Annotated in this window: 17 protein-coding genes, 2 pseudogenes and 1 other annotated feature; of the genes and pseudogenes, 5 read left to right on the forward strand and 14 right to left on the reverse strand. The window is 37.1% G+C overall.

Annotated elements, in window-relative coordinates; genetic code table 11:
• Positions 1 to 64 precede the first annotated feature (64 nt).
• The 12 genes and pseudogenes from mnmG to yfmF form a co-directional block, all read right to left on the reverse strand.
• Positions 65 to 1,966 (reverse strand): tRNA uridine-5-carboxymethylaminomethyl(34) synthesis enzyme MnmG, encoded by a 1,902-nt coding sequence (mnmG, locus tag RDY04_RS06040; RefSeq protein WP_303952457.1) that lies wholly within the window; start codon positions 1,964 to 1,966, stop codon positions 65 to 67.
• 296 nt (positions 1,967 to 2,262) lie between these two features.
• Positions 2,263 to 3,384 carry a tRNA 2-thiouridine(34) synthase MnmA gene (gene mnmA / locus RDY04_RS06045; RefSeq protein ID WP_303952459.1) on the reverse strand — a complete coding sequence of 374 codons (1,122 nt, stop codon included), beginning with the start codon at positions 3,382 to 3,384 and terminating at the stop codon, positions 2,263 to 2,265.
• A gap of 144 nt (positions 3,385 to 3,528) precedes the next feature.
• Positions 3,529 to 5,151 (reverse strand): annotated as a pseudogene (locus tag RDY04_RS06050) (hypothetical protein).
• A 130-nt stretch (positions 5,152 to 5,281) separates the two neighbouring features.
• The gene (locus tag RDY04_RS06055; protein ID WP_303952464.1) at positions 5,282 to 5,953 is read right to left on the reverse strand and encodes a transglycosylase SLT domain-containing protein; all 672 of its coding nucleotides are present in this window, start codon (positions 5,951 to 5,953) and stop codon (positions 5,282 to 5,284) included.
• 183 nt (positions 5,954 to 6,136) lie between these two features.
• Complete coding sequence (locus tag RDY04_RS06060; RefSeq protein WP_295494589.1) at positions 6,137 to 6,709, reverse strand: LysM peptidoglycan-binding domain-containing protein; 573 nt, start codon at positions 6,707 to 6,709, stop codon at positions 6,137 to 6,139.
• Between the two features lie 296 nt (positions 6,710 to 7,005).
• Positions 7,006 to 7,800, reverse strand: coding sequence for an energy-coupling factor transporter transmembrane protein EcfT (locus RDY04_RS06065; protein WP_295494593.1), 795 nt, complete (start codon positions 7,798 to 7,800; stop codon positions 7,006 to 7,008).
• Positions 7,793 to 8,635 carry an energy-coupling factor transporter ATPase gene (locus RDY04_RS06070; RefSeq protein WP_303952466.1) on the reverse strand — a complete coding sequence of 281 codons (843 nt, stop codon included), beginning with the start codon at positions 8,633 to 8,635 and terminating at the stop codon, positions 7,793 to 7,795. The genes RDY04_RS06065 and RDY04_RS06070 overlap by 8 nt, the downstream gene beginning before the upstream one ends.
• The gene (locus RDY04_RS06075) at positions 8,611 to 9,441 is read right to left on the reverse strand and encodes an energy-coupling factor ABC transporter ATP-binding protein (RefSeq protein ID WP_064520051.1); all 831 of its coding nucleotides are present in this window, start codon (positions 9,439 to 9,441) and stop codon (positions 8,611 to 8,613) included. The genes RDY04_RS06070 and RDY04_RS06075 overlap by 25 nt, the downstream gene beginning before the upstream one ends.
• A 12-nt stretch (positions 9,442 to 9,453) precedes the next feature.
• Positions 9,454 to 9,996 carry a CDP-diacylglycerol--glycerol-3-phosphate 3-phosphatidyltransferase gene (gene pgsA, locus RDY04_RS06080; RefSeq protein WP_303952469.1) on the reverse strand — a complete coding sequence of 181 codons (543 nt, stop codon included), beginning with the start codon at positions 9,994 to 9,996 and terminating at the stop codon, positions 9,454 to 9,456.
• Positions 9,997 to 10,008: 12 nt separating this feature from the next.
• Positions 10,009 to 10,866, reverse strand: a pseudogene (locus RDY04_RS06085) (helix-turn-helix domain-containing protein).
• 58 nt (positions 10,867 to 10,924) lie between these two features.
• Positions 10,925 to 12,202 (reverse strand): EF-P 5-aminopentanol modification-associated protein YfmH, encoded by a 1,278-nt coding sequence (yfmH, locus tag RDY04_RS06090; RefSeq protein ID WP_303952475.1) that lies wholly within the window; start codon positions 12,200 to 12,202, stop codon positions 10,925 to 10,927.
• A gap of 1 nt (position 12,203) precedes the next feature.
• On the reverse strand, positions 12,204 to 13,454 hold the full coding sequence (gene yfmF / locus RDY04_RS06095) for an EF-P 5-aminopentanol modification-associated protein YfmF (protein WP_303952477.1): 1,251 nt from the start codon (positions 13,452 to 13,454) through the stop codon (positions 12,204 to 12,206).
• Between the two features lie 77 nt (positions 13,455 to 13,531).
• Between yfmF and yaaA the strand changes: the two genes are divergently transcribed.
• Positions 13,532 to 13,909: a S4 domain-containing protein YaaA gene (yaaA, locus tag RDY04_RS06100; protein WP_303952479.1), complete on the forward strand. Its 378-nt coding sequence runs from the start codon at positions 13,532 to 13,534 to the stop codon at positions 13,907 to 13,909.
• 2 nt (positions 13,910 to 13,911) lie between these two features.
• The gene (gene recF, locus RDY04_RS06105) at positions 13,912 to 15,012 is read left to right on the forward strand and encodes a DNA replication/repair protein RecF (protein ID WP_303952481.1); all 1,101 of its coding nucleotides are present in this window, start codon (positions 13,912 to 13,914) and stop codon (positions 15,010 to 15,012) included.
• Positions 15,013 to 15,193: 181 nt separating this feature from the next.
• On the opposite strand, the gene guaB is transcribed toward recF, so the two are convergent.
• Together guaB and trpS are read right to left on the reverse strand one after the other, a co-directional pair.
• Positions 15,194 to 16,675 carry an IMP dehydrogenase gene (gene guaB, locus RDY04_RS06110; protein WP_303952483.1) on the reverse strand — a complete coding sequence of 494 codons (1,482 nt, stop codon included), beginning with the start codon at positions 16,673 to 16,675 and terminating at the stop codon, positions 15,194 to 15,196.
• Between the two features lie 177 nt (positions 16,676 to 16,852).
• The gene (gene trpS, locus RDY04_RS06115) at positions 16,853 to 17,875 is read right to left on the reverse strand and encodes a tryptophan--tRNA ligase (RefSeq protein WP_002883969.1); all 1,023 of its coding nucleotides are present in this window, start codon (positions 17,873 to 17,875) and stop codon (positions 16,853 to 16,855) included.
• Positions 17,876 to 17,920: 45 nt separating this feature from the next.
• Positions 17,921 to 18,160 (reverse strand) — a binding site (T-box leader).
• Between the two features lie 149 nt (positions 18,161 to 18,309).
• Between trpS and RDY04_RS06120 the strand changes: the two genes are divergently transcribed.
• The 3 genes from RDY04_RS06120 (at position 18,310) to RDY04_RS06130 (ending at position 23,515) form a co-directional block, all read left to right on the forward strand.
• Positions 18,310 to 19,182 (forward strand): YitT family protein, encoded by an 873-nt coding sequence (locus RDY04_RS06120; RefSeq protein ID WP_303952486.1) that lies wholly within the window; start codon positions 18,310 to 18,312, stop codon positions 19,180 to 19,182.
• 66 nt (positions 19,183 to 19,248) lie between these two features.
• Complete coding sequence (locus RDY04_RS06125; protein WP_014632476.1) at positions 19,249 to 20,871, forward strand: ABC-F family ATP-binding cassette domain-containing protein; 1,623 nt, start codon at positions 19,249 to 19,251, stop codon at positions 20,869 to 20,871.
• Between the two features lie 49 nt (positions 20,872 to 20,920).
• Positions 20,921 to 23,515, forward strand: a complete 2,595-nt coding sequence (locus RDY04_RS06130; protein WP_303952489.1) for a YfhO family protein — start codon at positions 20,921 to 20,923, stop codon at positions 23,513 to 23,515.
• The last annotated feature ends 62 nt before the right edge of the window (positions 23,516 to 23,577 follow it).

A 23,577-nucleotide genomic window follows, 5' to 3' on the forward strand; every position in this document is an offset into this window, starting at 1 on the left:
CTTAATCTAGCAATTATAACATAAAAAAGCCTTAATTAAAAGGCTTTTACAAGTGTTACGACTGTTAATCCACTTTACGTCGAGCCTTATTATTGCCTTCAAGGTAAACCATCAAAATAGAGATATCTGCTGGATTAACCCCTGATATACGGCTTGCTTGACCAATAGTTTCAGGATTTATTTTCTTAAATTTTTGACGAGCCTCAGTTGCAATAGAATCAATAGCATCCCAATCAATATTTTTCGGAATCTTTTTTTCTTCCATTCGCTTCATCTTAGCTACTTGATCCAAAGCTTTATTGATATAACCTTCGTACTTGATTTCAGTTTCAAGTAACTCTATAACCTTAGCATCCAAATCTTCTGCAGCTGGACCGACAAACTGAGTAGCTGTAGCGTAATCAATCTCCGGTCGACGCATAAACTCTTTGGCTGTCATGGCATCTGTCAAAGGCTTAAAGCCTAGAGCTTGAATTTTTTCATTTGTTTCTTTGATAGGCTTTAATTTTTCTTTTGACAGACGTGTCAACTCACTGTCAAACTGATTTTTCTTAATTTCAAAGATATTCCAACGCTCATCATCAACCAAGCCAACTTCTCGACCAATAGGTGTCAAGCGCATGTCTGCATTATCATGACGTAATATAAGTCGATACTCTGCGCGTGAAGTCAATAAACGATATGGCTCCAAAGTTCCTTTCGTGACAAGATCGTCAATCATTACACCAATATAGGCATCACTACGTTTGAGAATAAGCTCTTGTTTACCTTGAACTTTAAGAGCTGCATTAATACCAGCAACTAGACCTTGACCTGCTGCCTCCTCGTATCCAGAAGTTCCGTTGGTCTGTCCTGCTGTAAAGAGACCTGAAATCAACTTCGTTTCAAGTGTTGCACGTAGTTGATGAGGGAGCACGATATCATATTCAATCGCATAACCAGTTCGCATCATCTCTGCCTTTTCGAGACCTTTAATTGAGTGAATCAACTCTTTTTGAACATCCTCTGGCAGACTAGTTGACAGGCCTTGCACATAGACTTCTTCAGTCTCTCTTCCTTCAGGTTCAAGGAAAAGCTGATGGCGATTTTTATCTGCAAAGCGGACAATTTTATCTTCGATTGATGGGCAGTAACGAGGACCTACTCCCTTGACAATACCTGAGAACATCGGTGCACGGTGTAAATTGTTATTGATAATATCGTGGCTTTCTTGATTCGTATAAGTTAGCCAACAAGGAATTTGGTCCTGAAGATAGTCTTCATCCTTAGACAAGAAAGAAAAATGATTCGGCTTTTCGTCGCCTGGTTGAATCTCGGTCTCTTCGTAATTAATTGATGATGCCTTGACACGAGGAGGAGTACCTGTTTTAAATCGACCAATTTCAAGCCCAAGCTCCTTCAAATTATCAGCCAAAGTAACCGATGCAAGACTATTATTTGGTCCAGAAGAATATTTGAGATCACCTAGGATAATTTCACCGCGTAAAGCCGTTCCTGTTGTTACAACAACTGCTTTAGCTCCATATTTTTGATTTGTGGCCGTTCTTACACCGACTACCTTGCCATCTTCAACAAGTATTTCATCAACCATTGATTGACGTAGAGTCAAGTTTTCCTGACGCTCAACTGTATGTTTCATTGTCATGGCATACAAGGCTTTGTCTGCTTGAGCACGCAAAGCTCGAACTGCAGGTCCTTTACCAGTATTCAACATTTTCATTTGAATATAGGTTTTGTCGATGTTTTTACCCATCTCCCCACCAAGAGCATCAATTTCACGAACAACAATCCCCTTGGCCGATCCACCGATAGAAGGGTTACATGGCATAAAAGCCAGCATCTCTAGGTTAATAGTCGCTAATAAAACCTTACATCCCATACGGGCTGCAGCCAAGCTAGCTTCCACACCGGCGTGACCAGCACCAACAACAATTACATCAAAATTTTCATCAAACTCGTAAGACATTTTTTAGATTTTTGCAGTGATTTACAGTCAACTGCCTCATCCTTTCTTTGTTTTTTTCCTACAAAAATAGTCAAAACTCTAGAAAATTGTACGCAAAAACGCACAATTCCCATGAGCTTTGACCATCATGACTATTGTTAAAATTATTTTATCAAATCAAATCGTTTTGTCAATTCCAATCACTATTTGATTAGAGTCTGCAAACTATAGAAAGATTTGAAATTGGGTTCATTATAGCGAAAAATGCCATAAATGCATAAAAAAATTGGGAACTCATCGTTATTACCTAACTCCAGTTAGATATACTGACAAACTTTTCCATCTTTATAGGCTTGGTCAATAATACCGCCTCCCAAACATTCCTGACCATCGTAGAAAACAACAGCTTGACCAGGTGTAATCGCACGCTGAGGTTCAGCAAAAATAACCTCTGCTTTATCACCCTTAACCTTTACAGTAACTTTACTATCAGGTTGACGATAACGGAATTTTGCTGTACATTCCATTTCAAATTCTTCTGGCATATCTCGAGTAAAGTGAATCATTGAAGCGTCAAGAGAAGTTGACATCAAGGACTCATGGTGGAAACCTTGACCCACGTAAAGAATATTTTTAGAAAGGTCCTTTCCAACAACAAACCAAGGAGCATTATCGCCACCTTTTTGGCCACCAATACCCATACCGCCACGTTGACCAATGGTGTAATACATGAGTCCGTTGTGTTCACCCATGTCACGACCATCGACAGTCATCATACGACCTTTTTGAGCTGGCAAGTATTGGCTAAGAAACTCTTTAAAGTTTTTCTCACCAATAAAACAAATTCCTGTCGAATCCTTTTTCTTGGCTGTTGCAAGACCTGCACGTTCAGCAATCTCACGAACTTCTGGCTTTTGTAGATGTCCTAATGGAAACATCGTTTTCTGCAACTGCTCTTGCGAAAGCTGACTAAGGAAGTAGGTTTGATCTTTATTGTTATATGCACCACGCAACATATGGACAATGCCGTCTTCATCGCGAACAACTTGAGCGTAATGCCCTGTAGCCACATAATCCGCTCCCAATGTCATCGCATAATCTAAGAAAGCCTTAAACTTGATTTCCTTATTACACATAACATCTGGATTAGGGGTACGGCCTGCACGGTACTCTGCTAAGAAATACTCAAATACACGATCCCAGTACTCTTTTTCAAAGTTAACAGAGTAATAGGGGATACCAATCTGATCAGCTACTGCTGCTACATCTTTATAATCTTCTGTTGCAGTACACACACCAAATTCATCTGTGTCATCCCAGTTTTTCATGAAAACACCGATTACATCATAACCTTGCTCTTTTAAAAGTAAGGCTGTTACTGATGAATCAACGCCACCACTCATACCGACAACAACACGTATTTTTGAATTATCATTCATAGATAACTCCTCCCATCAAATAAAAATTAACATAGACTTGAAGGGTCTAGTTATTCAAATATCGATTTGAAGGTCGATTTTGAAGCGTAAAAGCACGCAAGCTTAATTATATCATGATTAAAGAATAATGCAAAAAGGTTACCACTAGGCAACCTTTTTGATACTTGTTTTCGTGTAAAGCCACTGTAAACCTATTACTCCTAAGACTATTATTGGAATCAATAACGATACAAATAGCCATCCTGGCTCCTTATAACTTAACACCAGTTTATTCTGCCCTTTTTGTGATGAGACTATTGGTAAGTTTAACTCCTCTCCTTCGGCAGCTTGCCAAGTTAATACAAGATAACCATCTTCGAGCATCTTTTCTGCACTCTGATTCTTAACGACATTTTTATAATAAAGATCGTAAGTATTCTGCTTACCTATTGTCCCATAAATTGGCACATAATCTGGTGTCGGTTTAACAACTAAATTTAAAAACTGTGACAAATCACTGTCATCCATAATAAGACTTATCGTCTGGTAATCACCCTCAACATAAGTATGCTTAACAATGGAAATAAGTTCACCATCCTGTGCCGCAGTTTTTACACGATCGGTAGTATCCATCATATTCTGAATAAGACCAATGCCCGCAAAGGCGAAAAGTAACACAGCAATACTTTTTCGCCAGTTAACAAATCGTGTGACAGTTAACCCCGTAATTGCTAAAAGTAAAATGGTGGCAGGAATAAAGAATCGAAATGGAAATTGAATTAATTCAGCAAAGGTATTTCCATTTTCTACTAGATACTGCCACGGAAAAAGACCTGTTGATAAGAAAAAGAAGACAAAATAGATAAAATGCAATATTTTTTTCCATTTGGCCAATTTCCTCCAATTCAAAATAGCGTAAACAAACTGTAAAACGAGTAACACCATTAGGGAAATTGGGGTATATAGCCAGTATCTTGCTGTTCCATCAATTCCATTCTTACCTATTTCCCTATTTATAAATGGATCTAAAAGATGATTCGTACCTCTCAAATATAGGAGTACTAGCCAGACATTGACAGTCAGTAAAAGGAAAAGAATGACTGCTACAACGACTTGCACGAAGGTTTCCTTCTTTTTAGCGACAGATACCTTTACAAAGGTGTAAAGGTAAAAAGGAATATACATCATCACCAGCATTAAAGCGCTAAGTACATGAACTTGAAAAATCAACGCCATGGATAAGGCAAGTCTAATTGGTTCTACTTTTTGATAAAAAATGTAGTGAATTGCTGGGATAAAACAAAAAGGTAGTAAAGCTGCTCCCCAACTAGAGAAGCCCTGACGCATCGTCCAGTACTGGATAGAAAATGTTGTAGCATAGAGTAAACCTAATGACAAGGAAATGGTAGTCTTAACTTTACACTGCTTGAGCAAAGCGTACATTGAGGATTCAGCTAATATATGTAGTAGTATCCTTGACACAATCTGATAACGAAACCAAGTGCCACTTATTAAAATAAGTCATCCTTGTAAATAAGCAAAAAAAGGACCGTAAAGAGCATTGACAATGCGGCCTGACTGTTGGAAGCCGTACAAAGACAAAAAGTAAGAAAAGTTACCATTCTTTAATTGCATAGTGGCTTCATAAAACCTGTTATAATGAAAAATGGAATCTGAACCTAAAATAACTTTTCTTGTAAATAATTGTGGCGTAACCAATAACACAGCAAAAGCTATAATAATAAGGGAAACCCATAACTTTTCTTTTGATTTAAAAAATTGTTTCATTGCTAAACCTTCCATTCCCTATTATATCAAAAAGGTCTGACCCTACCTAGCAATAACAAAAAGCTTCATAAAAACGATTACTAATTCCCGAAATAAAAAGTTGAGAGATATCTCCCAACTTCTATAAATCTTAGTAATTCCAAGCTGACAACCCTTGTGTGTTATAGGCATTCAAGGCTGATTGAATTTGATCTTCAACTGTTGCAGTTGAGCCCCATCCTGGCATTGTTTGAAAAAGACCTGATGCTCCTGAACTGTTCGCTACAGTATGATCACCATTGGATTCACGCGCAATAATCGACTCCCAAGTTGACTGTGGAACTCCAGTTGCTGCTGCCATCTGTGCTGCTGCATAAGAACCGATTTCTCCTGCAGTGTTGCCATTTGAGAGAATAACTGAGCCATTGCCAGCAGTCGAAGCAGCAACCGAAAAGACTGCTCCATTATTTTGAGTAAACGTAGCGTCAATGCTTGCTGTTGTAGCAGACTCTGATTGAGGTTGTTCTGCTGCTCCTACTATTTCGGTCGTTGTCTCTGATTGACGTTTACTTTCTCCAATCTTTTCTTTATTCTCTTTGCTTGAGCTAACTTCTGTTGATTTCACTAAATCTGCTGTTGTTGATGTTGTTGAAGGAGTTGGTGTAACTGAATCTGAGAATGCGTTAACCAACCCTTTATTAACTATCGTAGAGAGTGATACTGCCAGAATGACAATAAAACTCGTTACAATTACTACTGGTACCGCCAATGATTTTTTTACTGCTAATTTGATACGGCGTCCCTTATAACTTTTTTTAAACATAAATCCCTCCTAGTTAATTCTAGTTACATTCATCATAACTTAGTAATATTACTGCCGATTATTTGTATTATGTCTAATGTTACAATGATTTATCATTTTAATAAAAAAACGCCAAAAATCTGGCATTTTTTCCTTATTTGTATGATGTTTTACAAGTTTTCCTCATAAGTCAGTAATAATGATTTAGTACCAACCATGAGCATTCCAGAAAGCAAGAGCTGCTGTCCATGAACCATAACGGCTTGCTACATAATTATCTGCTACCTTTTCTTGATTTTCAGGAGACAAGTCTCCGTTCAAATATGATGATGCTAATTGGTAACGTCCATAATATTGCCCATTTTGAGCTGTATAGCTACCGCTTGACTCACGTTGTGCGATTTCTTCTTTAGCAGCTGCCTCTGAAGAAGAAAGATTTGTATTGGTTGCTTGAGTATCTTCACTTTGTGTAGACTCTGTTGATTGTGTTGACTCAACAGCTACTTCTGTTGTAGCTGAAGGTTCTGCTGGCTCTTCAGTGGTTTCATTAATCGTTAAGTTTTGACCAATAGAAATCTTATTAGCATCTTGAATGCCATTTTTTGAGACGATTTCGTCCACTGTCGTACCATTCTTCTTAGCAATAGCTGAAAGGGTATCTCCTTTTTGAACTGTGTAAGTTTCTGCATTAGCTAACGCTGTTGCTCCAAGTGTTGCCACTGTAACAAGTCCAAAAAGACCTAATTTTTTAGTGTTAGATGTATTCTTTGTTTGCATGATGATGCTCCTCTATATATTTATAGTCCAATCTATACTAGTCAAAGTTATTAAATTATTTTAGTTATGACCAATAGGTTAATTACCTTGCTTATTCTCTATAGGGATTTTTTAATCCAGATTAAGCTGAAGAACTATAACCATGTATCTATAATACCGTGCAAATATAACATCCTCTTGTTAGGAATATTAAAAATATTACAGGTAGTTTGGGATTAGACGAAAAAGAACGCCTACGTAGACGTTCTTCAAATACTTCTAGGTCTTAAGACCTAGTTTTTATTCATTTTTACGAATTAACTCTTAAGATAAAAAAGTATTAACCCTAAAGTTACAATAGCAGCAATTGACAAGGTATCTCGACCGTTCCATAAAAGTCGACGATATTTTGTTCGCCCTTCACCACCTTGATAACCTCTGGCTTCCATAGCTATAGCCAGAGCATCTGCTCGTTTAAAGCTGGATGCAAATAAAGGAATTAAGATTGGTATAATTGACCGAACCTTTTGAATAATATTTCCTTCACCAAAATCAACACCACGAGCCTTCTGAGCATTCATAATACGCGTTGTATCGTCCATCAAGGTTGGTACAAAACGTAAACTCAAAGATAACATTAGACCAATTTCATGTGCCGGTACTTTAAAAATAGTCAGCGGTTTTAAAAGTGACTCTACTGCATCAGATAAACTTAACGGCGTGGTTGTTAGGGTAAGTAAGGTGGAAAAACTAATAATGAGTATAAACCTGAGAAATATCATCCAACCTTGATTTAAACCAACTTCCGTAATCTTAAAAAAGCCGATGGACCAAAGCACATTCCCTCTTGTATTGAAGAAAACTTGGAACAGGGTAGAGAATAATATAATCCAAATCATCGGTTTAATACCACCTAAAAAGAAACCAAGCTTAATTTTAGACAAGAAAACCAAGAAAAGTGTAAATAGAGTTATCACAGCATAAGTTAGAGGATTATTAGCCCAAAAAATGATGACAATATAAATCAGCATGGCTAATAATTTACTTCTAGGATCTAATCGGTGTATAAAAGAATCACCAACAATATAACGTCCAATAATTAACTTATCCATGAACCAACACCTCTACGAATTCCTCTATTGTAATAGGAAGACTTTCAAATCTATAACCTTTTTCTTGTAGTTCTAGCGCAAACTCTGTGATTTTAGGAACACCTAACTGCTTTTCTTTGAGAAAAGTAACTTTTTGAAAAACATCTTTAGGAGCTCCCGACAACACTAGTTGCCCTTTTTCCATAACATTCACAGCTGTCGCATAATCGGCAACATCATCCATCAAGTGAGTAACTAAAACAATCGTCATTCCAGAAAGATGTAACTCCTTAAAAAGAGACATCAATTCCTTCCGGCCCTGTGGATCTAGACCGGCAGTCGGTTCATCCAGCACTAGAATATCTGGTTGCATAGCTAGAATCCCTGCGATGGCAACACGTCGCATTTGTCCCCCTGATAAATCAAAAGGATTCTGTCCATGAAACTCTTCCGGAAGTCCAACTAATTTTAGACTTTCAATAGCACGTTGTTCTGCTTCTTCCTTAGAAACTCCGAAATTTTGAGGTCCAAAGGCAACATCTTCTAAAATAGTTTCTGCAAATAACTGACTTTCTGGAAATTGAAAAACTAAACCTACCTTCTTGCGAATTGGTTTTATGTCCTTATCCTTTGATTGACTGGTTATGATCGTATCATCAACGTGAACCTGACCACTAGTGGGTAAGTAAAGGCCATTCAAGAGCTGCATAATAGTAGATTTACCACTTCCTGTATGTCCAATAAAGGCTGTATATGAACCATCTTTTATCGTCGTTGTCATATCAAAAAGGGCACGCCCCTCAAAAGGAGTACCCGCTTGATAGATATAACTTACATTTTCGAGAGAGATTCCCATAATTGTTCTACCAATTCCTTTTCTGTCAGATAGTCTTCACAATCTATCAGACCTTTATTTCTTAGCTTTTTAGTTAATAATGCACTAAAAGGGATATCCAAACCTAAGTCAACTAACTCTGAGCCTCTACTAAATAGTTCACGAGGACTTGAAACAGACTCCACTTTACCTTTTTTCAAAACCAAAACACGGTCACTCAAAGCTACCTCATCGAGATCATGAGTAATTGATAAAACAGTCATTCCGTATTCTTTACGAATAGCTTTAATAGATTGAATCAATTCCTGGCGACCTTCTGGATCAAGCATGCTAGTTGCCTCATCCAAAATCAAAATAGATGGTCTCATAGCTACAATACCCGCGATAGCCACACGTTGTTTTTGGCCTCCAGATAATCTAGCTGGCTCTCTATCCTTAAATTCTGACATTCCTACAAATTCCAGAGCCTCTTGAATTCTTAAAGCCATTTCTTCATAAGGGACACCCTTATTTTCAAGTCCAAAAGCAACATCATCTTCAACAGTTGCCCCAACAAATTGATTGTCTGGATTTTGAAAGACCATACCAATCTTATCACGGATAGCCCAGACGTTCTCTTCTGTTAATTCTTGACCATCAACGATAATCTGCCCAGACTCTGCCACTAATAGTCCATCAATAAGACGTGCTGTCGTGGATTTTCCAGATCCGTTATGGCCTACAATGGATAACCATTCCCCACGTTTCACGTGAAACGATACATCATTCAAGGTATAGGAGGTCTGATCTTGATTATATTTAAATTTTAAATTTTTTATTTCAATCATTGGTTTATCGTACTACTTGAAAGTATCCTTAAATAAGAAACCTGCACCTTTGAAATAATCATAGCCTGAGTAAATCGTAAAGAATAAAGCTACATACAGCATGATTATCCCTACAAAATGTACGTGACACAATAATAAAATGATAGATAACATCTGAGTCACTGTCTTAATCTTACCAGGCATAGCTGCAGCGAGAACTGTACCACCGTTCTCCACTAATAAAAGACGAAGTCCTGTGACTGCAAGCTCACGACAGATAATAACTGAAACCACCCAGGCTGGCGCTTGATCAATACCGACTAACATAATAAACGCTGACATCACTAGCATCTTATCCGCTAAAGGATCTGCAAATTTCCCGAAATTAGTAACAACATGCCATTTTCGTGCCAAATAGCCATCTAAATAATCTGTAATACTGGCAATAGCAAAGACAACTGCTGCAGCAATATGCATCACATTGCTCGACGCAAGTGATGTCATCAATAAAAAGATGGGAATTAAGACAATTCTAGCAAGTGTTAATAAGTTAGGTAAATTTTCTTTTTTAAACATTTCTTCTCGATTCTATTGGATTCTTAATGTTAGGTAGCTAGGTGTATTTTGATCTAGTTGAAATAAATCAAGTGACTCCCCATTTACCTTTAGATTAACTTTTAAAGATTTAGCGATAATAATTTGAGTTGTTTTGATTTTATCAGAAAAATCCAGAGAGTATTTTGATTTATTCTTTTTTGAAAGATAATAACTCTCTGAAGTATCTGAGGTGCCTACAGAAAACCATGTATCGTTACTATTTTCTGACAACTCGACTTCTAAAACTACTGAAGATTTTACATTGGAGAAATCAACCATTAATTGATTTCCTTAAGTTGTCGTTGTAACATTGGCCCCCGATACTGTAACCTCAGAAATGCTTCGAGACGACTTAGCTCCACCTACAATTGATAAGTGATTAACTGTAGAGATCATATTGAGTTTAATCACCCGAGGTTGATTAGAGAGGTGTCTAATAATAATATATCCAACTGAACAGATGATAAGTAATGAAACCGCACTTAGAATTAGTAAAGGTAGATAGTTAGACTTTCTTTTTTCTTCACGTTTATGCTTTAAAAAGCGTGACATGGGAGCTTTAACAGCTAAGGTATCTTTCTTACGTTCAACTGGTTTCTTCTCTTTTTTTAGTTTTTGCTCATTCTGTCTCTGCTCCTCAAATAGACGTTTTCCATCTAAACCAACCGAAGTGGCATACTTTTCAAACGCCTCTTGCTGAATGTTCTCTGGCAAAGCTTTAAGTTGATCCATTTCCATAGCCAGAAGAAACTGAGCTTCGACTCCAGAAATTTTTTCTACATCATATAAACTTAACTCTTTCTTTATACGCGCTGCACGTAGTTGCTCACCTAGAGAGTGTAACTTCATTTTTCCCCTTTCTAATATTCTTCTTTATTTTCGTGTCTCTATTATAGCAAATAATCACTTATTTAGGGAAGACAACAAAATCGGTAATCTCCACATTTGAGAGATAGTGATTCAAAAAATCCTTCAACTCCTTGGAAGTAATGCCCATCAGTTCCTGACCAAAATCAAAGTATGTTTTATCATTCTCAAAATAAGCTAAATATTGGCTTCCTAAATTCTGGATATTATCTAAACTACGTAAAAATTCACCATACAAAGCTTTCTTTTGTAAATCCAATGCTTCTTCCGTCAACAATCGCTTTTTATCTGCCGATGTCATCACTTGACGAATTAAACTTGACATACGGATAGGCTCTGCAGTGTCCATAGTCATAATGACAAATGAATATCTACTAGATACCTCATATTCAATTGACACAGACTCATCTATTTTTCCTTCAGCATACCATTTTTGGTAATAAGGAGATGTCCAGCCAAACAATAAATTAAATAACAATTGTACCAATATGCTCTCTCTCATACAATTATCGGAAAAATGGACATTTTTAAAACCAATGGCTAGTTTTGAAATCGAGATATCCATTTGAAGACTATCTAACCTTTGGATATCCGCCTCAATGGGGTTCTTTTCTTTTTCGACTGTTTTATGAGATGTTGTAAACTTACTTTGCTGTCCCTTTACAAAGTTGTAAATATTTTCAACATCAAAATCGCCCACTAAGACGAGATGACAGTTTACTGGTCTGTAAAAGCAATCAAAATTATCTTTCAAGTCCTTTACAGTAATTTCTTCAATGCTATCAACACTTCCAGCAATGTCTTGACCTAATATAGTATTGGGATACAAACTTTGTAAACACCCTAGATAAACTCTGTAGTCAGGATCATCCTGATACATATTTATTTCTTGTTCAATAATTCTTTTTTCATGGTTGACAGCATCTTCAGAACTTGTAAAACTCGATGTAAAGTTTAATAAAAGCTCTAAAGACTCCTCAAAGTTATCTAGGGTAGAAAAATAATATGTTGTCTTCTCCAAGGTTGTAAAAGCATTGACATCAGCTCCAAGCTTGACAAAATCCAATGTCACATCCCTTCCCTGCTCATCCTCAAATAGCTTGTGTTCAAGAAAATGAGCAATACCATCAGGGTAAGATTGTGACTCACCATCAATATAAAAGTGATTATCTAGCGCCCCAAAGTTTGTTGACAAAAAGGCGGCTTTTTCTACAAATCCTTTTTTCTTAATGATAGATAAAGACATACCATTATCTAAAATTGCTGAATAAACTTCTTCATCAATTTTTTGATAATAACGTTTCTTCAAAGCAGCCATTCTAAGACACTCCTTCTAAAAAGAACAAACTCTGTAGCTTAACTTGACGTGCTACACGGCAAACATCTTTTTTAGTAACCTTCTCAATCTCATCTAACCAATTCTCCAATGAGAGACTTTTATCGCCAAAAATCACCTTATTAAAACGTTGTTCCACTAATGTTAAGGCATGATCTTCAGAGAGTAGGGCATTCATTCGTATGATTTTTTTGGTTTGATTCGGGAGAGAACTTGAAAAACGTCCTAATTTAATGTAATTCAATTCTCTACTAATTCCTCGCATAGCCTGATTTCTATTTGATTTTTCAATTCCAGCGTAAACTTCCAGTAAACCTGTAAAGATATCAAATTGACTACTAATTGAATAAGCCAATCCTTCCTTTTCTCGAAGTGTTGTAAATAAAGCTGAATGGGCAAATTCACCGAACATGGCATTGAATACAATTAAAGCAAAGTAATCTTTATCTCCATATTGACACGGAAATTGGTACCCTAGCTGTAAAATAGATTGACTACTCTGTCTAGGTTCTATCTTTTCTTTCACAACATTGACATAAGGTTGACTATAGCTAAACTGTAAATCAACTTGACGTCCTTCCAAAGGAAAACGATGTAACGCTTGGAGTACTTGATAATCATTAAATTCTCCAACCATAAAGATATCAATACGATCTCTTGTCAACATACTTTGAAATTCTTGATAAGCTGTAAACGAGGTCTCTGCTTCAACAAGTTCTGCTTGACCATATTTTGGAACTTTCAAGCCCTCGTTTACAAAATAAAGCTCTCTTCCTTTAACTTCACTGTAATAATAATTATTCTCTGTGTCAACATCCAGGTAGGTCATTAAATTTTGTTTTTCTATGTCAAATACTTTATTTTGGTATTGAGCTACTCTTGCCAGTGGCTTGTAAAGGCACTCTTTCAAAAATCCTAGCACTTCCCCAAATAATCCATCATTCGTAGGGATAAAGGCATCTTTCAGATATGTCAACTCAATGTCAACACTATGTGTCAATCCTTTAGTTGACACTCTAGTTGACAACTGTGTTCCATAAAGAAAAGCTAGTCTCTCTTTAAAAGACTGTACTGTGGGATACGTCTGATTGGCTGTGGCCAACATTTGTGAAACTAGGGCTCGTTTAGCAATTGTTTGTTTATTCAAAGAACCTGTCATTCGAAAAACAATACGATTAGTTTTATATTTTTGTGTTGGAATGAAGTGTACATAGACACCATCAGCAATTTTCATTGATAACCTCTAAAAAGTTTATGCTTCCAATTATACCATTTTTATGCTATCTTATCTCAAGAGAAAGTTGAGGTACTATGGAATATAAATTATTTGATGAATACATCACACTACAGGCACTTTTAAAAGAATTAAGTATCATTCATAGTGGCGGAGCTATTAAAAGTTTCTTGGCTAATAATACCGTTTTATTCAACGGTAAGGATGAAAAACGTCGTGGAAAAAAACTTCGTTATGGAGATGTTATTACCATTCCGTCTGAGGAACTTGAAATAATGATTGTAGCTCCTACGACAAATGAAATTGAAGAACATCAAAAAGCAGTCGCTGAAAAAGCACGTGTTGCTGCCATTGTTAAAAAAATGAATCAGGATAATAAAAAGAAACAAAAGGCACATCCGTCAAAAGAAAGCAATAAAACTAAACTAAAACCCGTTCGTTTCCCAGGAACCTAACTATGTGGCTCGAAAAAATTGATATTCAACACTTTAGAAATTATACTGAGGCCTCTGTGAGCTTCTCACCTCATCTCAATATTTTCCTTGGTCGCAATGCTCAAGGAAAAACAAATATTCTTGAGGCCATCTATTTTCTAGCATTGACACGTAGTCATCGGACCCGCTCTGATAAAGAACTGATTCAATTTCAGCAAAATACTCTAAAACTGAACGGCATCGTGCATCGTCATAGTGGAAAGATACCTCTGGAAATCAGTTTATCTAATAAAGGACGCATAACAAAGGTTAACCACCTCAAACAAGCTAAATTATCCGATTATATCGGTCACATGACAGTGGTGCTCTTTGCTCCTGAGGATTTACAACTTATAAAAGGATCTCCAAGCCTGAGACGTAAATTTATAGATATTGATTTGGGACAGATTAAGCCTGTTTATCTCTCAGATTTATCAAGTTATAATCATGTACTCAAACAACGTAATGCCTATCTCAAATCTACTGACAATGTAGACATTAATTTCCTCTCAGTGTTAGATGAACAGCTTTCCGATTTTGGAGCACGAGTTATCGAACATAGACTAGAATTTATCAAGCAATTAGAGGAGGAGGCAGATAGACATCATAGTAACCTCTCAAATCAGATAGAGCGCCTTAAAATCTCCTACGAATCTAATATCCCACTGGAAAATAACAAAGTTATTCGCGAGTCTTTTTTAACCACGTTAAAGCAAAATCACAAAAGAGATATCTTCAAAAAGAACACTGGTGTTGGTCCACATAGGGATGATTTGACATTTTACATTAATGACATGAACGCATCTTTCGGAAGTCAGGGGCAGCAACGTAGCCTCATTCTTTCTTTAAAAATGGCTGAGATTGCTCTGATAAAAAAAGTAACAGGTGAATTTCCTATTCTTCTCCTCGATGATGTCATGAGTGAGCTTGACAACCACCGTCAACTTAAACTGTTAGAAAGTATTGACGAAGAGGTTCAAACCTTCATGACGACAACTTCTCTTGATCATCTGAGTAACCTACCACCTGATTTAAAGACCTTCTTAGTTAAGAACGGTAATATTTATGAAAAACAAGTCGATTAAACGACTTGTTTTTCTATTTTTTGTTGCTTGACACATGTGACAAGCATCACCCAATAAGTTGTAAATCATTTTCACATGAACCTTTTATCAACAACTATACTCACGTAAACATGTTGTAAACTTATTGCAAATATCTCTGTAAACAAAAAGTACTTATCTGAGATAAGTACTTTTAGGTTTATTAATGAGCTGAGTAGTTAGGTGCCTCGTTGGTAATTTGAACATCGTGAGGATGACTTTCAATAAGTCCTGCACCTGACATTTCAACAAATTGAGCTTTGTCATGTAAAGCTCGGATATCTTCTGCACCTGTATAACCCATACCTGCACGGATACCGCCAATCAATTGGAATACGATATCAGCAGCAGAACCTTTGTAAGCTACACGGCCTTCAATTCCTTCTGGAACAAGTTTATTCGCTTCATTAACTGCACCTTGGAAGTAACGATCGCTTGATCCCTTCTTCATCGCTGCAATTGATCCCATACCACGGTAAGATTTGTATTTACGACCTTGGAAAATCTCAGTTTCACCTGGTGCTTCATCAGTACCAGCAAACATAGAACCAAGCATTACAGCATTACCACCTGCTGCAAGAGCTTTTACAATATCACCTGAGTATTTGATACCACCATCAGCAATGATTGTTTTTCCGTATTCACGCGCAACACTAGCAGCATCGTAAATAGCAGTGACTTGAGGAACACCTACACCCGCAACCACACGTGTTGTACAAATAGAACCTGGTCCGATACCTACTTTAACAACATCGACACCTGCTTCATAAAGTGCACGCGCACCTTCAGCTGTTGCAATATTTCCTGCAATCAAAGTGCGGTCTGGGAAGTGGGCACGAATTTCAGCAATTTTACGAAGAACTCCTGCTGAATGACCATGTGCAGTATCAATAACAATAGCATCTGCCCCTGCTTCAAAGAGAGCTTCTGCACGTTCAAAGGTATCAGAGGTAACTCCTACAGCACCTGCTACCAAAAGACGACCAAATTCATCCTTAGCTGCATTAGGGAACTCGATAACTTTTTCGATATCCTTAATAGTAATGAGTCCTGACAAACGACCTTCTTCATCAACTAGAGGTAGCTTTTCAATACGATGCTCATGAAGAATACTTTCAGCTGTCTCAAGATCTGTTCCAACTGGAGCAGTGACCAATTTCTCAGAAGTCATATGTTCTGAAATTGGTGTATCGTAATTAGAAATAAAACGCATATCACGGTTTGTGATAATACCAACCAATTTACGATTTTCAAGTGTCTCAACAATTGGAACCCCGGAAATACGGTAACGTTGCATCAACTCTTCAGCCTCAGCAACTTTATTTTCAGGCGTTAGGAAGAATGGATCAATGATGACACCATTTTCAGAGCGCTTTACTTTTCGAACTTCTTCAGCTTGTTCCGCAATAGACATGTTTTTGTGAATGACACCCAAACCACCTGCACGAGCAATTGAGATAGCCATCTTACTATCTGTGACCGTATCCATGGCTGCAGTGATAATTGGGATATTTAATGTCAAATTTTTAGCCAATTTCGTCTTCAAGTTGACGTTGTTTGGTAGAACATGACTTTCCGCAGGAATAAGCAATACGTCATCAAAAGTGTAACCTTTTTTCAAGAATTTAGTGTCCCAATTTGACATTATAATCGTCCTCTTTTCTCAAAGTTTTGAGGTACAAAAACCCCAGTCTATTTTTTAATTGATAATATCATATCATGCTAAAATGATTTGTCAACAGATTTCGCATAAGATTCTAAGAAAACCTTTTTCCAAATAAAAATAGGGCTCCAGATTATCTTGAGTCCCTACTTTTATTTCTTAGAAATAATTAATTCCCATTGCTTCTTTTACTTCTGCCAATGTTTGTCCAGCAACTTCACGCGCTGCTTGACTACCTTTTTCAAGCATACGGAAAACTTCTCCCATATCCTTGGCATATTCTAAACGACGTTCACGAATTGGAGCTAACTCACGTTCTAAGATTTCTAGAAGATAACGTTTTGTCTTTACATCTCCTAAACCACCTCGTTGATAATGTTCTTTCATTTCAGCAATTGTAGTAGCATCCTCTTCGCGACCAAAGATATCAAGATAATGGAAAACCATGTTACCTTCAATTTGGCCTGGATCTTCCACACGAATATGATTTGGATCCGTATACATGCTCATGACTTTTTTACGAACAGTGTCTTCATCATCTGAAAGGAAGATACCATTACCCAAGGATTTAGACATCTTAGCATTACCATCTAGACCTGGAAGTCGTCCTGCAGCTTCATTTTCAGGGTAGATTCCCTCTGGTTCAACCAAAATATCACAATTATAAGTATGATTGAAGCTACGTGCAATTTCACGTGTCTGCTCAATCATTGGCTTTTGGTCATTACCTACAGGAACATAATTTGCTTTAAAGGCCGTGATATCAGCTGCCTGAGAGATTGGATAAACTAGAAAGCCTGTTGGAATCGATTCTCCAAAGCCTTTTTGAGCAATTTCCGTCTTAACCGTTGGATTACGTTCTAAACGTGCCAATGAAACTAGGTTCATGTAATACATAGTCAACTCAGCCAACTCAGGAATCTGACTTTGAATGAAAATAGTTGACTTCGCTGGATCCAAACCTACAGAGAGATAATCTAAAGCGACATTCCCAATTGATTCTTTGATGATTTCTGACTCTTTTGCGTGATCCGTAAGAGCTTGCTGATCAGCCAAAAAGACAAACATATTATATTTATCTTCGTTTTGTAAAAGGACACGATTTTTTAAACTACCAACATAGTGTCCTAGATGAAGTTTCCCTGTTGGACGGTCTCCCGTCAAAATAATAGGTTTCGTCATATAATTACCTCTCTAATACAAAAAAAATCCCCACGCAAAAATATGCGTGAGGGCGTTAATCACTTTTGATACGCGGTACCACCTCAGTTGATAACTCTTTCTGCAGCTATCATCTCAAACCTTCTCAACAAAGAAGTTGCACGGTAAGGGGTGCCAAACCTAACGTTTATGTGTTCACGTTAATTGTCAATTCTCTTCAGCCCATTCATTCCACCTTTATACTGGTTTTCAGCAACCACCAGCTCTCTATAAAAAAGGATAGAATTACTCTTCTGATGACTATTATTCTACATTGTTTTATCTATTTTTGTCAAGATTATGTTTATAGTTTCACGTGAAACACAACCTCAGATACAACCAAAATAGTCATTACTTGACGGAAACTTAAAAAGACTTGATAATAAGAATATCATTTCTAGGAGATAATATAATATATGAAACGTCGAATAATAGACATACTTTTAGTTACACTCGGTTCTTTTATTGCTGCGGTTGGCTATAACTCACTTTTAGTTAAGAATAATATTGCTTCAGGTGGTGTCGGAGGGCTAGCCATTAGTTTAAACGCCCTTTTGGGTTGGAATAATGCTAACTTTGTCTTAGCAACCACCATCCCTTTGTTGATTTTATGTTGGTGCTTTCTTGGTCGCGAAGTTCTCCTAAAAACCTTTTATGGGTCTCTTGTCTTCCCAACTTTTATTAAATTAACTGAGGGCTTACCTACACTCACCAAACAACCTTTGTTGGCTGCTATTTTTGGTGGGATTGTATTAGGGTTAGGACTAGGAATAGTCTTTTATGGAAATTCCTCAACTGGAGGAACTGGAATTATCACACAAATTCTCAACAAATATACGCCACTCCCACTAGGAATGGTACTACTTATTGTTGATGGAATCATTGTCGCAATCAGTGCTATTGCCTTTCCTCCTGATACTGTTATGTATTCCATTCTCTCACTTGGAGTTGTTTCTCTTACAATTGATAAAATGATGGTCGGGCTCAATTCATCACGAAATCTTCTAATCATTTCGCAAAATAGTGAACAAATCCTAAACTACATCACTAGAGTCGCTGATCGAGGAGCAACAAAAATTCCAGTTCTTGGTGGACATACCGGACATGCACAAAACATGATTATGACTACCTTGTCAACTCGCGAGGTTCCAAAAGTTCAAGAAGAAATCCAAAAAATAGATGAAACTGCCTTTATCGTCATTGTCCCTGCTTCTACAGTTATGGGACGGGGATTTAGCCTCCAAAAAGATTACCAGAGAGTTCCAAATGACTTTATTAATCCCTTGTAAAATCAATTGAAATAAAGTCTAATTTCTCGTAAAATAGTAGTTAAGAATAAGAATAAAGGATATTATATGCTTACTGTATCAGATGTATCGCTTCGTTTTAGCGATCGTAAACTTTTTGATGATGTTAACATTGCCTTCACGCCAGGTAATACTTATGGTCTTATCGGTGCTAATGGTGCTGGTAAATCTACTTTTTTGAAAATTTTAGCTGGTGATATCGAACCAACAACAGGACATATCTCGCTTGGTCCTGATGAACGTCTTTCTGTCCTTCGTCAGAACCACTTTGACTATGAAGAAGAACGCGTTATCGATGTTGTTATTATGGGTAATGAACGCCTCTACGATATCATGAAAGAAAAAGATGCTATCTACATGAAAGAAGATTTTTCAGATGAAGATGGTGTCCGTGCTGCTGAACTAGAAGGACTCTTTGCTGAATTAGGTGGTTGGGAAGCTGAAAGCGAAGCATCACAATTGCTTCAGAATCTAAATATCTCAGAAGACCTTCACTATCAAAACATGAGTGAATTGGCTAATGGTGACAAGGTGAAAGTGCTCCTTGCAAAAGCACTCTTTGGTAAACCTGATGTACTTCTTCTTGACGAACCTACCAATGGTCTTGATATCCAGTCAATCTCTTGGCTTGAAGATTTCTTGATTGATTTTGAAAATACGGTCATTGTCGTATCCCATGACCGTCACTTCTTGAATAAGGTGTGTACGCATATGGCCGACCTTGACTTTGGTAAAATCAAACTCTATGTCGGTAACTATGACTTCTGGAAACAATCTTCAGAATTGGCTGCACGCTTGCAGGCTGACCGAAATGCCAAAGCAGAAGAAAAAATTAAGGAACTTCAAGAATTCGTTGCACGTTTCTCTGCCAACGCTTCAAAATCTAAACAAGCGACTTCTCGTAAGAAAATGCTTGATAAAATTGAGCTAGAAGAAATCGTCCCATCAAGTCGTAAATACCCATTCATCAATTTCAAAGCAGAGCGTGAAATCGGTAATGACCTTCTAACAGTTGAAAATCTCACTGTTAAGATGGATGGTGAGACTATTCTTGACAACATTAGTTTCATCTTGCGACCAGGAGATAAGACTGCCATCATCGGTCAAAACGATATTCAAACAACTGCATTGATTCGTGCCCTTGCCGGTGATATTGACTACGAAGGTACAATCAAATGGGGTGTTACTACTAGCCGCTCTTACCTTCCAAAAGACAATTCTAAAGACTTTGCATCCGGTGAATCAATTCTCGAATGGCTCCGTCAATTTGCCGAAAAAGGTGAAGATGATGATACCTTCTTACGTGGATTCCTTGGGCGTATGCTCTTCTCAGGAGATGAGGTTAATAAATCTGTCAGTGTTCTCTCAGGGGGAGAAAAGGTACGTGTCATGCTTTCTAAACTCATGCTTTTGAAATCTAACGTCCTTCTTCTAGATGATCCTACTAATCACTTAGATTTGGAATCAATCTCAAGTCTGAATGATGGCGTCCGTGACTTCAAAGAATCTGTTATCTTTGCCAGTCATGACCATGAATTTATTCAAACAATAGCGAACCACATCGTAGTTGTTTCTAAAAATGGGGTAATTGACCGTATTGATGAAACTTATGATGAGTTCCTTGAAAATGAAGAAGTGCAAGCTAAAGTCAAAGCACTGTGGGCTGATTAAACTATAAAAAGATGCAGGTTGGGATATCCCAACCTGTCTTAGTATCATTATGACAAATAAAAAATACCATACAACCTTATTATTTTATCTGGCTGCTTTTTTCTTGCCAGTACTAATCATGATAGGGGTGCTGTATAGCCAAAAAATCTATCCTGGTAGTGAGCGGACTATTTTAACAAGTGATGGTTTTCATCAGTATGTGATTTTTGCAACTGGACTTCGGAATATACTTCATGGAGATGGGAACCTTTTTTACACCTTTACAAGTGGTCTAGGGCTTAATTTCTATGCTCTAACAAGCTATTACTTAGGTTCCTTCTTGTCTCCACTTTACTATTTCTTTACTGTCAACCAAATGGCCGATGCTTTTTATTATATAACACTCCTTAAATTCGGGCTTATTGGGTTATCAGGAGCTTTTAGTTTTAAGCGGCTCTTTACAAAAGTGTCAAGAAGTTTCATTCTATGTCTTTCTACAGGATTTTCTTTGATGAGCTTTGCTACCAGTCAGTTAGAAATTAATACCTGGCTAGATGCCTTTATTCTAGCACCTCTAATCATATTAGGTTTACACCTCTTACTAAGATTCAATAGACGGGGCTTATACTTTTTTAGTCTAACCTGCCTTTTTATCCAAAACTACTATTTTGGATATATGATGGCTATTTTCCTAACCCTTTACACCATAGTACAATTGATAACTATCAAGGGGTGGAAGAGTAAGATTCTTCATTTCATAGACTTTGGAATTGTCTCTATACTAGCTGGTTTAAGTAGTGCTGTCATGCTGCTACCAACGCTACTTGACTTGACCACACATGGTGAAAAGTTTACAGGTTCGTCAAGTTTGTTGACAGAGTCCACCTATTATTTTGACTTCTTTGCGAAAAATCTCGTTGGAGTTTACGATACTACTAAATTTGGATCAATCCCTATGACCTATGTGGGAATCTTACCTTTGATTCTTTTTCTACTTTTCTTTATTAGTAGAGAAGTCAAGCTATCATTACGTCTAGGTTACCTCTTATTAGTAGCTTTCTTTATCGCTAGTTTCTACTTACAGCCTCTCGATTTGTTTTGGCAAGGTATGCACGCACCCAACATGTTTCTCCATCGCTATTCTTGGCTACTATCTCTCCTAATTGTTCTTTTGGCAGGAGAAACACTCAACCGAATAAAAAACTTTTCTTTTAAAAGTCTCCTCCTATCTTTCTTAGTATTGAGTACCGCTTACTTACTAACTTGGATTTTCCAATCTCACTATAGCTTTATTGAATCAGTCTCCTGGCTATTAAGCCTAGCATTTCTTCTAGCTTATGCCATTCTATTTATTAGCTATTTTAGACAGCAGATTCCTGGGAGTGTTTTTCGCTGTTTCACCTTCTTATTCTGCATTTTTGAGCTTTCGTTAAGTACTTACTATGTTGTTGGAGCTCTGGGAAATGAGTGGGTATTCCCAACTCGTGAAGGCTACCTACGAAATATGTCTGCCATTACAAAACTAGTTTCAGATACTAAGCAAGCGAATAAGACTTTTTACCGTACTGAAAGGTTAGAAGCTCAAACTGGTAACGACAGTATGAAGTTTAACTATAATGGTATTTCTCAATTTTCATCCATTCGAAATACTGCTTCAAGCTCAACACTTGATAGGTTAGGCTTCAAATCTGAAGGGACTAATTTAAACCTACGTTACCAAAATAACACCATTATAGCTGATAGTCTCTTCGGAATAAAATATAATTTATCGAACTTTGACATTAATAAGTATGGTTTTAATCACGTAACTTCTGAGAAAACAATGGGGCTTTATCAAAATAATAATGCAAGCCAGCTTGCTATCTTAACTGATGGCATTTACAACAATATTGACTTCACTGTCAATACGCTTGACAATCAAACTAGCTTGCTAAATGCTCTATCTGGACTCAACTTAACCTATTTTAAACGAGCTCCATCTCAACTTTTTGATCAAGATGCTAAATCTTTAAATCAGCGCGTGGCTAAAAACGTTAGCAACTCGAATAAAGATTTTGTTACAATAACCTATCGAGTCATCGCTCCACCACATAGTCAACTCTATGTTAGTGTTCCTAATATTTCTTGGTCCGATGACAATAACCACTCTCTGTCAATTACTGTAAATGGTGTGACAAGAAATCAAGTTACTGACAATACCTTTGATTTCTTCGATCTTGGCTACTTTGAAACAGAATCAATGGTTACCATCAAACTTAGTTTTCCTGGCAATAAAGTAATATCCTTTGATAATCCTAGTTTTTATGCCCTTGATACTAAAAACTATCAGATAGCTATGGATACTATTAATGACCGTGATAGTAAGGTTACGACGTCAAATAATAAAGTGTTCGTTGATTATAGTAGTAAAATGAATGCCTCACTATTCTTTACCATTCCATACGATAAGGGGTGGACAGCGACCATAAATCATAAAAAAGTTAAGATTCAACGCGCCCAAAAGGGGTTCATGAAAGTTGATGTCCCTAGTGGGAAAGGTAAAGTTGTTCTAACCTTCATTCCCTATGGTCTTAAGACAGGTTTATTGATTAGTCTATTGGCAAGTATCATATTTTGTTGCTACGCTTATTTCATCAGAAAAATAACTATTATTCGAAACAGCTGATTATCTTAAGTCATAACCACCCGTGAAAACGGGTGGCTTGTACACCGGCTGTAAGCCGATAA

The organism is uncultured Streptococcus sp. (assembly GCF_902463925.1).
In the GTDB taxonomy this organism is placed as follows: domain Bacteria; phylum Bacillota; class Bacilli; order Lactobacillales; family Streptococcaceae; genus Streptococcus.